The following is a 14,269-nucleotide window of genomic DNA, read 5'->3' on the forward strand; positions in this document are numbered from 1 at the left end:
ATGAAACTCCAATATCAGTTAAATATTGCATTCACGACATTACTGTTAGTTATCATGTCTGTAACTGGGTTTGTTATCTATTCACTAATTCTTGACTTACTAATTCAGGATGAAAAAGCAGAATTGGAACAAAAAGGTGAACTGCTTTTACAGATACTGAACCAAGAAAATGGGCGAGCGAATGTTGATCAATTTAGTGGGTTTTTACAGGACCAAAATTTGCAAGTGATTTTATATGACCGAATCCAGAACCATATTCTAGATTCAACCATGTCTAAACAAGTTGTGGAAGGTTTTTTGTCTGATAACGACTTTTCAAATATGGATAAAGAATTATGGAGTTTAGGGAATGCTAAGTATGTAACTTCTCGAATTCTTTTTTACCCAGAAGGTACAGGTCTTGAACTGATTTTATTAACGCCATTAAATGAATTGCAAGCAGTTCAACAGGATTTTATTAAGAAGCTATTTATTGTTTTTGTAATTGGTGCAGTAGCTGCTGTTATTTTAGGTTATATTTTTACAAATAAATTGGTTACACCACTAACGCGGTTGAGATGGCAGCTGAAAAAAGTGGAGAAGCGGCAATTTGATAAGATTGAGCCAATTAAGGCTACTGGTGAAATAAAGGAAGTAGAAAAAAGTGTATTTGAAATGGCAAATGAATTACAACGATATATGAAATCACAACAACTATTTTTTCAAAATGCCAGTCATGAATTAAAAACACCATTAATGACTATACAGGGTTATGCGGAAGGAATCCGTGATGGAATATTTGATCCAAATGAAAAGGAAAAAGGATTAGAAGTAATGGTTAATGAGGTAAACAGGTTAAAGAAAATTATTAATGAAATGATTTTGTTGGCAAAGTTAGATAGTGCTCAAACCTCATATGAACCTGAAACTATTTTATTAAAGGATATAGTTGATCAAGTATTAGACCGGGCATTGCCAATTACAAATGAAAAGAAAATTCAACTTCTACATCAAGTTGATGAGCAGTTACGTATTCAAGCGGATCCCGAAAAATTATTACGCGCTTTTCTAAATATCACTTTTAATGGAATCCGCCATGCAAAATCACAGGTAGTGATCAATGTAAGGCAAATTAATCGTATGATTACAATTAGTATTGAAGATGATGGGGAAGGTATAGATAAAGATTTAATGCCACAGATTTTTCACCGTTTCATTAAAGGTAAACAAGGTGAAACCGGGCTTGGCCTAGCGATCGCACGAGCTATCGTGGAACAATCAGGTGGAAATATTACAGTGGGCACTTCAGATCTTGGTGGTGCTAAATTTATTATTGCATTCCCAGAAAAATAACATTTTGAAAAATAGATGCATTGTGCTATACTAGTATAGTTTGAGTTATCCGTAACGAAAGAGGAGCGTACTAATATGCAATTAAGAGAAGATATTCGGAACATCGCGATTATCGCCCATGTTGACCATGGTAAAACAACACTTGTGGATCAATTATTAAAATACTCGGGTACTTTTCGTGAAAATGAACAAGTGGATGAACGAGCTATGGATACAAATGATATTGAGCGTGAACGTGGAATTACGATTCTTGCTAAAAACACAGCCATAAAATATAACGATACAGCAATCAATATTTTGGATACTCCAGGGCATGCCGACTTTGGTGGTGAAGTGGAGCGTATCATGAAAATGGTTGACGGTGTTTTATTGGTCGTTGATGCATATGAAGGTTGTATGCCACAAACTCGATTTGTTTTAAAGAAAGCATTAGAACAAAAACTTACTCCAGTAGTAGTTTTAAATAAAATTGACCGCCCAGGCTCTCGTCCAAATGAAGTAATCGATGAAGTGCTTGATTTATTCATCGAACTTGGGGCTGATGATGAACAGTTAGAATTCCCAGTTGTTTATGCGTCCGCATTAAATGGTACTTCTAGTGATGAGCCAGAAGAACAGGAAGAAACAATGGATCCTGTTTTCAAAACGATTTTGGAAAATATTCCAGCGCCAGCTGATACTTCGGCTGATCCATTGCAATTTCAAGTAGCATTGCTTGATTACAATGACTATGTAGGAAGAATTGGTGTTGGTCGTGTCTTCCGTGGGAAGATTAAAGTAGGACAACAAGTTGCAGTAATGAAAGAAGACGGGTCTCAAAAAGTATCCCGTATTTCGAAATTATTCGGCTTCATTGGGTTAAAACGTATTGAGATTGAAGAAGCAAAGGCAGGGGACATTGTTGCAATTGCTGGTATTGACGATCTCAATATTGGGGAAACACTTTGCCCACAAGATCATCCGGAAGCATTACCTTTCTTACGTATTGATGAACCAACATTGCAAATGACTTTCCTTGTAAACAATAGTCCTTTTGCAGGTAAAGAGGGTAAATATTTAACTTCAAGAAGAATAGAAGAGCGTTTAATGAAACAACTTGAAACAGATGTGAGTCTACGTGTTGATCCAACAGAATCACCAGACGCATGGATTGTTTCGGGGCGTGGAGAATTACACTTATCTATTTTAATCGAGAATATGCGACGCGAAGGCTATGAATTACAGCTTTCAAAACCACAAGTAATTATTAAAGAAATTGACGGTCAAAAATGTGAGCCAGTTGAGCGTGTACAAGTGGATGTTCCAGAAGACTACACTGGTGGTGTAATGGAATCACTTGGAGCTCGTAAAGGTGAAATGATTGATATGATTAACCATGGTAACGGACAGGTTCGTATCGAATTTAAAGTTCCTTCCCGTGGATTAATCGGATATGCAACTGAATTTATGTCCCAGACACGTGGTTATGGTATTCTGAATCATACGTTTGATACGTATGAACCACTTGTCAAAGGCCAGGTTGGTGGCAGAACTAAAGGTGTTCTAGTTGGACTTGAGAATGGTAAAGCATCAACTTATGGTATCATGCAACTGGAAGATCGCGGTGTTATTTTTGTTGAGCCAGGTACAGAGTTGTATGCTGGTATGATTGTTGGCGAGCATAATCGTGACAATGATTTAACAGTAAACATCACGAAAGAAAAACACTTAACTAACGTTCGTTCAGCAAATAAAGACCAAACTTCTACGATTAGAAAGACAAGAACTATGTCATTAGAGGAAGCAATCGAGTACTTGAACGATGATGAATATTGTGAAGTTACACCTGAATCGATTCGTTTACGTAAAAAAATATTAAACAAAAACGAACGTGAAAAAGCTTCAAAGAAGACGAATGCTGTAACATAATTAATAAAAACTCCCGAAAGAGTGAATGTCTCTTTCGGGAGTTTTCTTTATGCGTCCGCTTCTGACCTGTCGCCTTCGCTTTTCTTGTCTAGCTGCGGCTCCTAGCGTCTAGCAGATAGTTGGTCCTGATGAATGTACGGAAAGTTCACCGTACTTCACAGTCCCATCTATCTGTACGCCGCTGACCAGTCGCCTCCGCTTTTCATGTCCAGCTGCGGCTCCTAGAAGCTGCCGTCATAAGCAATGAACACTTCAGAACGACAAACCCGTTCGTTCTTTGGTTCCTTGCTTATGCGTCCGCTTCTGACCAGTCGCCTTCGCTTTTCTTTATTCAACAAACGTTTGAACAATTTTTCCCCATTTTTCAAATTCGGTTAAGAAACCGTCATGGCCATATTTGGTTTGCACGTGGTAATAGGAACTATCTACCACTGAATCAGCGAAAGCTTTAATAAGAGGGGGCTCATATATCAAGTCATTGTCAAAACTAATGGCTAATAGTGGACATTTGAATTTTTGGGAAGCGTGTTGCCAACCACCTCGTTGTTCACCTATGTCATGTCCGTCCATGGCTTGTAATAAATAGATATAGCTATTGGGATCAAATCGTTGAACTAATTTTTGCCCCTGATAGTCTAAATACGATGTGACGTCAAAGCCGGAATTTCTTTTTCTTCTGTCGAATCGTTCGGTAAATAAAGTAGAACTTCGATATGTAACCATCCCAACCATTCGCGCTAATTCTAATCCACTAACAGCCTGTGTCTCATGATAAAGTCCACCATTCCAATCAGGATCATTTTGAATAGCGGATAATGCAATGTGGTTAAAGGCAATTCCATAATCGGAAAAAAATGGTGTAGCAGCTAGAAGTACTAATTTATCCATCATTGCCGGATAAAGAATTCCCCATTCTAGCACTTGCATACCACCAAGAGAACCACCGATAATTGCTGCGAGTTTATCGATTTCTAACCTTTTTAATGCGTGATATTGTGCATGTACCATATCACGGATTGTTATGGATGGAAATTCGATTCGATAAATTTCATTTGTATTTGGATTAATGGAAGTTGGACCAGTAGAACCATCACAACCGCCAAGAATATTGAATGTGATGATTTGGAATTTTTCCGTATCAATATATTTTTCCTTACCAATTAAACCGTGCCACCAACCTGGAATTTCGTTTGTACCGACAGTAATATGGTTGCCTGTTAGGGCATGGCACACTAAAATCACCGGTGCTCCGATTGGCCCGACACGTTCATAACGCAATGTTACCTCATTGATTATTTCCCCAGATGATAAAAAGAGTGGGCCAAATGAAATATTTCCTATTGTTGATTTTGTTTTCTGTTGGCATTTCATATGACCCATCCTCTCTTAGAAAACTTAAGGCTTGTCGCCATTTAATAAGGTAAGAAAGAAAACTTTGGCGTTACTCTGTCTAGCGCAAGCGCCCTAGCCCGCCTGAGGTTTTAAGTCAAATCTCTTTGTGATAAAAATCATCACTAAGAGATTCGTCTTAAACTTGTCGGGGCTGACCAAGGCGCTTGCGTTTTTCTAATATTCCTTGCTTTAATAAATAACCTAGACTTCCACAGGTGTATTTACGTTGCCATTACCTCGTAAGCGGATTGCTTCAAGATAAGGATTTTTACTATAAATAACAGTAATTCCGGCTGCCGCTGCATTTTCTAATGTTTGATCATGAACAACTGGTTCTTCAACCCATAATATTTTTCCTTCTTTATTAATGAGTTGTTCGATTGTTGTCGGTGAAACCTTTCCATTTAACCAAACCGCATCTACGTTAAACGGAACGTCAGCTAGTTGTTTATAAGGTTTTTCACCAAGGGTTTCTTGCTCGGATTCATTAATTGGCACAATTTGAAAGCCAAGTTGTTGCAGTTGCTCTGCATTTTTATATAGTTGGCTTGAATGGTCAGTTAGATTGAATATAGCTATTACTTTTTTACTTATAGTACCTTCGTATCTTTTGAATGGTGAGCTTAATAACCATTTTGTTGCGTCTTCTGTGCTTATACCAATCGTTTGGGGTTCATTTGTTGCTTTCGCAATTGCTTGATCCAAATCCAACAATATATCTTTCGTTGATTCAATACCAATTGACAAGCGAACTAATTCTTCAGAAACACCGCTTTTTTTCAAATCCTCCTCGCCCAACTGTTGATGTGTTGTTGATGCTGGGTGAATAATTAAGGATTTAGCATCTCCAACATTTGCCACGTGGGACCATAGGGTGACGTTGTCGATTAGTTTTGTGCCTGCCTCGCGTCCACCTTTAATGCCAAACGTTATGATGGAACCAAACCCATTTTGTAAATATTTCGTTGCCAATTCATAAGATGGATGTTCTTTTAGACCAGGATAGTTAACCCATTCAACTTGTGGGTGTTTTTGTAAGTATTCAGCGACTTCTTCAGCATTTTTGTTGTGTCTTTCAACACGTAAATGTAACGTTTCTAAACCTTGTAGTAGTAAGAAGGCATTTTGTGGACTTAAGCATGCTCCGATATCACGAAGTAATTGTACGCGTAATTTTGTTGCGAACGCTGCTGGCCCGACATCTGCATAGCGAATTCCATGGTAACTATCATCAGGTTCAGTAAATCCTGGGAATTTTTCGTTATCCCAATTAAAACGACCACCATCAACAACAATTCCACCAATCGCTGTTCCATGACCGCCAATCCATTTTGTAGCGGAGTGGACCACAATATCTGCTCCCCAAGTCAATGGCTTGGTTGTATATGGTGTCGCAAATGTATTATCAATAATTAGCGGTATGTTGTGGTTATGGGCAATTGCAGCTATCGTCTCAACATCAAAAACGTTAAGACTAGGATTGGTAATAATCTCACCGAAAACAGCTTTAGTTTTATTTGTAATTGCACCTTGAATCTCTTCAGGATTTTGAGCATTTACAAACTTAACATCAATTCCGTATCGCGGTAACGTATTAGCGAATAAGTTGTAAGTCCCTCCGTATAAATTACTGTCTGCAATTATTTCATCACCTGCACCAGCAAGATTTAAAATTGCGAGTGTAATTGCTGCCATTCCAGATGATGTCGCCACTGCAGCAACTCCATCTTCAAGTGAAGCGACACGTTGTTCGAAAACATCAACGGTAGGGTTGCCGATGCGTGTATAAATATTCCCAGGTTCCTTTAATCCGAATAAATTTTGAGCATGTTCTGTATCGCGAAATACATATGACGTTGTTTGGTAAATAGGCACAGCCCGTGAACCCGTTGCTGGATCAGGACTTTGACCACCGTGTAGTAATACTGTTTCTTGATTGTGAAAATTGAAATTTGACATTAATAATTCCTCCTTTTGTAGTTGGCCTTAAATTAATGGTCTGGGGTTAGAAAAGTGGGAAAATAAAAAGCCCCCTTCCTAAGAAGAGGGCGTGTATGTAACGACGGTCCTCCCCTTATCTTCCAGATCATTACTGACCTGTAGGATTTAGCACCTTTCATAGCTAAAAATCTAGCTTGATGGTTGCCGGGCTTCACAGGGCCTAATCCCTCCACCGCTCTTGATAAGAGTTGTTTAAATTTAATGACTATTATATATCCACTACTCAATACATGTCAACAGTTATTTTGAAAAAAGATTAAAAAATCAAAATTAATCGCGATCCTCATTTTTTTGGTATCAATGTTCACTCGCACAAGAGACAGTGGCCTTTAAAGTTCACCACTATACCACTGGAAATACCCTAAATGCCACGAAAGGTATACAATCCCTAGAAAAGCAGTAACCATCAAAATTGAAAAGAACCAATCATGTGATGAAATGGAAAAAAGTCGATAAAACGTTCGATTTTTATCTCCAGTAAACCCTTTTGATTCCATTGCCATTGCAGTACGTTCTGCCTTTCTGATAGCACTTGCAAGCAATGGTATTGAAAATGTTTTGTATTGATTCCATTTCCCGCGAAGCGTTTTTGCCTGATCAAAACCTCGAACCCGGTGAGCGGAACGGATAATGAATAATTCATTCTTCATCATTGGTAAAAACCGGTACCCAGCTAATACACCATATGCAATCTTTGGTGATAATTTTAATTGCTGGATAAGACTTAATATGAAATCCACAGTATCTGTAGTAAAAATGAACAACAGTGCCAATGCTGCAACGCTTAAAACACGTAATGATAGTGCAAGTGCGGTCGTAAGGGACTCCTCGGGAATGTTGAATCCAAGAAAGTTTATTATCTCCTGTGGATGTTTAGGCGTATCCGCAAAAACAATTGTCGTCCAAAGCATTCCAAATGCAATAATGAGAAATGGCAGAAAGTATAAACAATACTTCTTCAAATTTATATTCCCACCAACGAACGTTAGTGTAATTGTCCAAACCATAAATAGAAATGGTGTAATCGGGTCAAATATTAATGCTAACATAATCTCAAGTAATACGATCGTTAATGCTTTTATACTTGGGTTAAGACGATGTAGAAACATAATAAGATTCCTTTTCATAGATATCTTGGAGCTGAATCTGAATAGGTTTCTCGAGCTGCCAGGCTTGTAGTGTCGCGGGTGATCTTTTCCATAATTCACTTGGATGACAATCAGCTGCGATAGCTCCTTGTTCAATAACAATTACTCGATTTGCATAGTGATGGACAATCTCCATGTCATGTGTGACCATGACAATGCTGGTTCCTTGTTTATGCCGTTCAATTAGCAGGTTCATTAATTCGTTGGTAGAATGTGCATCCTGTCCAAAAGTTGGTTCATCTAAAATGAGTAGTCGCTGATTGTCGACGATCATAGTTGCTACACTAAGACGGCGTTTTTGACCTTGACTAAGGGTATACGGATGCTCATTTTCAAGTTTCGATAATCCACATGTCTTTAATATGAAACTGACCTTTTCATGTATGTCGTTATTATTCATGCCTTTTAATCGTAAACTGAATGCTACCTCATCAAACACAGAGTTCATAATAAATTGATGTTCTGGATTTTGGAACACATATCCTATCTCATCACGTAAAAAAGTTTCCTTCCACCTTTGTAATGGTTTCCCTTTTACATGAATGGTCCCTGACGTAGGCTTTTGGATACCAGCCAAAATTCTCGAAAGTGATGTTTTACCACTACCGTTCGCACCAATAATGGCAACGAATTCTCCGTCATACAGGTTGAGTGAGACATTTCGAAGGATTTCCCGATGCTTTTTTACCCATGAAATATTGGTTGCCTCAAGAATGGCGTCGAGATTGTTTTTGTTAATTAGTGGTTGAGGCTCCGATTTTACTAGCGACCATTTATCTGCTTGGTCAGTAAATTCGTTAATGGTTAACGGGATAAAATTTCCCCACCGTTTTCTTTGGTGTAAAACATATTGCGTTACCTTTGGAAGCCAAATACCTTGTTCGTTTAATTTCTTTAAATTTTTCTCGACTCCGTTTCGAAGTGACCCATCGTAGAATACTTCTCCGGATCTATTTAATAAAAGACTGCGGTCAATCAGTTCTATCCAACCGTCTAATTGGTGTTCAATGACGATAAGGGAAAATTCTTTTTGTTGTTTCAAATGTTTTATGGTTTTAATTAAATCCTTTGTTGCGATTGGATCCAAATTTGCGGTAGGTTCATCTAATATAAGCAAACCTGGTTCCATTGCCAAAATGCATGCTAAGGCTAGCTTTTGTTTTTGTCCTCCAGAAAGAGATGCAATAGCCGACTTCTTAAAAGCGGTCATAGTAACAAGTGAAAGTGCATCGTTGATTTTTTCATCCATCAGTTGACGAGGGACATTTAAATTTTCTAAACCAAAAGCAATTTCATCTTCAACGGTAAGCATACAGAATTGTGTTTCTGGGTCTTGAAATACAACACCTACATGTCGACTAAGCTCACCTGGTTTGTAGTTAGTCGATTGTTTACCTTTGATGAAAACATCACCATTCATCGTTCCATCCAGTTCACGTGGGTATAGGCCGTTTAAACAATAAGTTAACGTGCTTTTTCCGCAGCCACTTGGCCCAAGCAACAAAATTGTTTCACCTTCGTTCAATTCAAAACTAACCTCAGATAGGGTGTCGTTATGCAGTTGATTTTCAAAACGTAAAGACAACTGTTGGACGCTTACAAGTGGCTTCTTGTTCATGCTACTCTCTTCCTTCTGCGTTCTTTTCCTAAAGCAAAGCTAGATAAGACTCCAGTTTGTGCTAAACCATCGCTTAATGCTTTTCCTAGTAATCCAGCGATTAGTGCACCACTTACTATGCGTGTTATCAACATACCAAGTACATAAGATGTTGATAGTGCAGCATAACCACTCATAAAATAGCCATATGCAAAGCTAAACACTGCAGCACCCACACCTGCAGCCATGAGCACCCATGTTGAGTAATTTTTCCATCTTGTTGCTGTAAACGCAGCCTCGGCACCGAGTCCCTGAATCATTCCAGATACAATAAGTAATGGACCAACTGCACTGCCAAGTAAAACCTCGACCATCGCTGCAATCGTTTCCGAGATAAAGGCTGCACCAGGCTTGCGAATAATGTAAGCTGCGATAATTGAAACAATAAACCAAATTCCAAATATAAGGTCATAACCAATCGGTCCGAAAAATCCCACAAGAATTTTCCCAACAGGAAGAAATGCTAAATAAACAACTGCGAATACAACGGATAGTGCTGACAAGACAACAATTTCTTTAAAACGCCAATTACTCATGTTCGTTCGTCCCTTTATGTGATGGACTATTTGCTGACATAGAGACTGTCATCACCGTGTGATTTGACCCACCATCAACTGTTGCATTGAAAACCTGTTCTAATCCATTGAAAACTTTAATGGATTCTCCACCTAATCTAGTAGAGTAATGTGCGTGTGTAACGTCGACATGTTTTCTCATAGCTTCAATCTGTTCCATGATTACGTCCATATAGTTTCCACCACCTAATGGATAAAGGGAAAATTTAGCGGCAACTGGTTGCGTGATGTCTTTTATTTGTGTGTTATTAACTGATATATCATCTTCCGCCATATAAACATCTCCCGTTGAGTCACCTGGGCAGCCTAATGAATATGTCGCCTGAAACGCAACATGTTCACCTGTTTTTGCAGCATGGATAAAAATAGCTTTTGTAACATCGAAAACATGCACAAGTTTCCCCCGGATAGTTGTTGTCACATCGTCCGTTTTCATCCAGACCTTGGATGTATTTACATTTTTTAATGCTTCCGTAATTATTTCAATAAAGTTATCGCTCATTGGATGAACAGAAAAACTACACCCAGCGATACGTGAACCTGAACATTGTTGATTTGTCATTATTATTTCCTCCTAGTTTGTTGGGCGGCCATTCGCTTGATGGAAAGTAGTTCTAAGAATAGCGCCTCTATAAAATTACATTAAAAAAACTGCATCCCTCGTGGAATGCAGTCTGCTTGTATGTATTAAAGACATAAAAAATACGAGCTTCGACCACACTTCCCCACGCTAGTATTATCTAGTTCGGGTTCAAAGGGTCAGAATAAATTTCTTCTCAGCCACTTTCACAGCAGCTCCCCCAGTGCTAAGGTTATTATGCAACTTTTCTATTTCTATCTTAACGAGTATATTTTGTCTTGTAAAGGGGGCAATCATCTCGTTCCGAAAATTAACTATTTTTAATTTGTACCATATATAATTTTTCGATAAACTATAGAAAACCATTCCAAGTGAGGAGATGAGATCTGATTCGTTACGTATTGGCTGTTGTAATAATTTGTTTACTCACCATCATAGTAGGATGTTCTGAAAAGCAAGATGTTCAACCAGAACAAAAACCTGCTACCAATAATCAAAGAAAGGTTGTAGCCCAAAATCTAGAAGAACCTTGGGAAATACAGCTAGTAAATGATACGTTCTATATAAGTGAGCGAACTGGATCGATTGTAACTGTTAAAAACGGTGAACAATCAAGAAAAGCAGTGGATTTTGAAAAGGATATATCAAGTCAACCAGAAGCTGGATTGCTTGGGATAGCTATGCCACCAAATTTTACAGAAACAAAACAGGCCTTCGCTTATTATTCCTATCAAGAAAATGATACATATTATCAACGAGTGATTAAAATGAAGGAAACGAATGATACTTGGGAAGAAGTTGAAGTGTTACTCGATAAAATTCCTGGTGGAAGATTTCATCAAGGTGGAAGAATCGCAATTGGACCAGATAATAAGTTATATATAACTACCGGAGATGCTACGATAGCAAGTAATGCCCAAGATTTGGACAGTCTTTCCGGTAAGATCCTGCGAATGAATTTGGATGGAACTATCCCTAGTGATAATCCTTTTGAAAACTCTTATGTTTATACCTACGGACATCGTAATCCGCAGGGACTCGCCTGGGATAATGCAGGTGATTTATATGCCACAGAACATGGTTCAAATGCTTATGATGAAATCAACCTAATTCAAAAAGGAAATAATTATGGCTGGCCTGTGATAAGGGGTGATGAATCGAGAGAAGGTATGAAAGAACCAGTAGTTCACTCGGGAGAATCTACATGGGCGCCATCAGGAATGACCTTTTTAAATGGTGATTTTTATTTCGCTTCACTACGAGGTGAAGGTGTGAGAAAGTTTAATCCTGATAATAAAGAAGTGGAATTAATTGTTGATGATGTTGGTCGTGTACGAGACGTGTTAGCTGCCGATGGAGGTATTTATTTTATCACAAATAATTCAGATGGACGTGGAAATCCAGCTGAAAATGATGATCGTTTGTTATTTATATCAGGAACAAGTTAAGAGGCTGTTTTAGCAGCCTCTTTTAATTTTACTTTTTCTGAATGATATATCCGCCATTCCAGAGATTTATCGGTCGTTATTTAAATATAACTTCCAATATAAAAATATATCCGCTTTTTTTAAAATATAACCCCGATATCCTTAAATAACCGCTAATTCAATCATTTATCAGTCAATCTAATCTAAATTGTATTTTTCTAATGGTAATTGGTTAAATTAACCTGTTGATGTAAGCCCTTGCATAACATGTATATACAAGTTATACTATTTATTAGAACATGTATATACAAGTTGAAAAGTATTTGAGATGAGGGAGTGTCCTTTATATGAGTAATAATAAAGAAACCATATATTCACCTCTTAGTGGTGAAGTTAAACAGCTTGAGGCTGTTCCAGACCCAACATTTTCAGAAAAGATGATGGGAGACGGTCTGGCTATTGATCCGAGTGATGGAAAGGTAGTTGCACCGTTTGATGGGGAAGTTGTTCAGATTTTTCCTACTAAGCATGCTGTGGGATTACAAAGTGAATCCGGTGTAGAGGTCTTAATTCACATTGGTTTGGAAACGGTTTCGCTAGATGGTGAAGGTTTTCAAGCACATGTAAAACAAGGGGACCAGGTAAAGGCCGGAGATTCTTTGGTAACGTTTGATTTAGATTTTATTAAAGAGAAGGCAGAAAGTGCTATCACGCCAATTATCATCACAAATGGAGATGCATTAGAAACATTGGTGAAAACAAACGATAAAGTAGTAGTAGGTGGGGAATCACTTTTATTTAATGCTACTTTTCAAGGTAAAACTGAAAGTAATACAAAAGCTGGATACAGCAAGGAAGCGGAGGATATAGTTGCAGCAATTGGTGGCAAAGATAACATCAATGTAGCTACACATTGTGTCACACGACTTCGATTCGCATTAGCTGATCAGGATAAAGTCGATAAAGAAGCATTAGAAGATTTAGATATTGTTAAAGGTTCCTTTTTATCCAGTGGTCAGTTCCAAGTAGTAATTGGACAGGGGACAGTTGATAAAGTATATGCAGCTATGATTAATGAAACTGGTATGGAAGAAGCTAGTAAGGATGATGTAAAGGCAGCAAGTGCTCAAAAACAGAATCCGCTGCAACGAGGAATTAAAACACTGGCAGATATTTTCATTCCAATTCTTCCTGCTATCGTAACAGCTGGTCTATTAATGGGTATTAATAATATTTTAGTGAATCCAGTTTTTTACGATAATCGTTCAATTGTTGAAGTACACCCAGAGTGGGCTGGTATTGCAAGTATGATCAATATTATCGCAAATACAGCCTTAACATTCTTACCGGCTTTGATTGGTTGGGCAGCGGTGAAGAAGTTTGGTGGTAGTCCAATTCTCGGTATTGTGCTTGGATTAATTATGGTTCATCCAGATTTACTAAATGCTTATGCATATGGTGACGCATTAAAAGAAGGAACTATTCCAAAGTGGAACCTTTTTGGGTTTGAAGTTGATAAAATCGGTTATCAGGGTCAAGTTCTCCCAGTATTATTTGCTTCCTATGTATTAGCAAAAATTGAAGTGTACATGAGGAAAAAAGTTATCGATTCCTTGCAGTTGTTAATCGTACCACCAGTTGCATTACTAATTACAGGGTTTCTAACATTTATCTTAATTGGTCCAGTTATGTTCGCAATCGGAAACTGGATTACAGACGGAATTGTTATGATATTTGACACATTCCCAATTATCGGTGGACTACTTTATGGAGCTATTTACGCACCGCTCGTAATAACGGGTATGCACCATACATTATTGGCAGTGGACGTTCAGTTGATTGGTTCGACAGGAAGCACATTCTTGTGGCCTATATTAGCGCTTTCTAACATTGCGCAAGGTGCAGCGGCATTTGCAATTTGGATAGCCACAAAAAATGAAAAATTAAAAGGACTTTCTCTAACTTCGGGTATATCTGCATGGCTTGGAATCACTGAACCAGCAATGTTTGGTGTGAATTTACGCTTTAAATATCCATTTGTGGCAGCGGTTATCGGTTCATCATTAGCCGGAGCATTTATCACCTTACAAGGTGTAACTGCTGAATCAATTGGTATAGGTGGAGTTCCAGGATTCCTTTCGATTCAAAGTGCTATGGCATCTTTCTTTATCGGAATGGCTGTTGTTATTGTAATTCCATTTTTAATTACGTATTTTATTGCTCAACGGAAACTAGAAAAATAATACAGT

At 38.1% G+C, this 14,269-nt stretch carries 10 protein-coding genes and 2 riboswitches; of the genes, 4 read left to right on the plus strand and 6 right to left on the minus strand.

What is annotated here, in order from left to right; genetic code table 11:
- Entirely contained in the window at positions 1-1,332 is a 1,332-nt protein-coding gene (locus LG329_RS12460; protein ID WP_404451149.1) for a sensor histidine kinase, read from the plus strand.
- Positions 1,333-1,407: 75 nt separating this feature from the next.
- Entirely contained in the window at positions 1,408-3,240 is a 1,833-nt protein-coding gene (gene typA, locus LG329_RS12465) for a translational GTPase TypA (protein ID WP_404451150.1), read from the plus strand.
- Between the two features lie 327 nt (positions 3,241-3,567).
- Here the strand turns inward: typA and LG329_RS12470 are convergent, their stop codons facing one another.
- The 6 genes from LG329_RS12470 to LG329_RS12495 all read right to left on the minus strand — a co-directional run bounded on the left by LG329_RS12470 (position 3,568) and on the right by LG329_RS12495 (position 10,575).
- Complete coding sequence (locus LG329_RS12470; protein WP_404451151.1) at positions 3,568-4,611, minus strand: homoserine O-acetyltransferase; 1,044 nt, start codon at positions 4,609-4,611, stop codon at positions 3,568-3,570.
- Positions 4,612-4,833: 222 nt separating this feature from the next.
- Positions 4,834-6,591: a PLP-dependent aspartate aminotransferase family protein gene (locus LG329_RS12475; protein WP_404451152.1), complete on the minus strand. Its 1,758-nt coding sequence runs from the start codon at positions 6,589-6,591 to the stop codon at positions 4,834-4,836.
- A 112-nt stretch (positions 6,592-6,703) separates the two neighbouring features.
- A riboswitch (SAM riboswitch) is annotated at positions 6,704-6,821 on the minus strand.
- 141 nt (positions 6,822-6,962) lie between these two features.
- Complete coding sequence (locus LG329_RS12480) at positions 6,963-7,742, minus strand: energy-coupling factor transporter transmembrane component T family protein (RefSeq protein WP_404451153.1); 780 nt, start codon at positions 7,740-7,742, stop codon at positions 6,963-6,965.
- Positions 7,723-9,399 (minus strand): ABC transporter ATP-binding protein, encoded by a 1,677-nt coding sequence (locus tag LG329_RS12485; RefSeq protein WP_404451154.1) that lies wholly within the window; start codon positions 9,397-9,399, stop codon positions 7,723-7,725. The genes LG329_RS12480 and LG329_RS12485 overlap by 20 nt, the downstream gene beginning before the upstream one ends.
- A complete protein-coding gene (locus LG329_RS12490; protein ID WP_404451155.1) occupies positions 9,396-9,974 on the minus strand; it encodes an ECF transporter S component in 579 nt (192 codons plus the stop codon). Before LG329_RS12490 ends, LG329_RS12485 begins: the two co-directional genes overlap by 4 nt.
- Positions 9,967-10,575 carry a YkoF family thiamine/hydroxymethylpyrimidine-binding protein gene (locus LG329_RS12495; protein ID WP_404451157.1) on the minus strand — a complete coding sequence of 203 codons (609 nt, stop codon included), beginning with the start codon at positions 10,573-10,575 and terminating at the stop codon, positions 9,967-9,969. Before LG329_RS12495 ends, LG329_RS12490 begins: the two co-directional genes overlap by 8 nt.
- A gap of 143 nt (positions 10,576-10,718) precedes the next feature.
- Positions 10,719-10,825: riboswitch (TPP riboswitch) on the minus strand.
- 169 nt (positions 10,826-10,994) lie between these two features.
- Here LG329_RS12495 and LG329_RS12500 point away from each other — a divergent pair.
- Both LG329_RS12500 and treP read left to right on the plus strand, forming a co-directional pair.
- Entirely contained in the window at positions 10,995-12,041 is a 1,047-nt protein-coding gene (locus tag LG329_RS12500) for a PQQ-dependent sugar dehydrogenase (protein WP_404451159.1), read from the plus strand.
- Between the two features lie 326 nt (positions 12,042-12,367).
- Entirely contained in the window at positions 12,368-14,263 is a 1,896-nt protein-coding gene (treP, locus tag LG329_RS12505; protein WP_404451160.1) for a PTS system trehalose-specific EIIBC component, read from the plus strand.
- Positions 14,264-14,269: the final 6 nt, after the last annotated feature.

Source organism: Virgibacillus necropolis, assembly GCF_044793635.1.
GTDB classification, from domain to species: Bacteria; Bacillota; Bacilli; order Bacillales; family Amphibacillaceae; genus Virgibacillus_F; species Virgibacillus_F necropolis_A.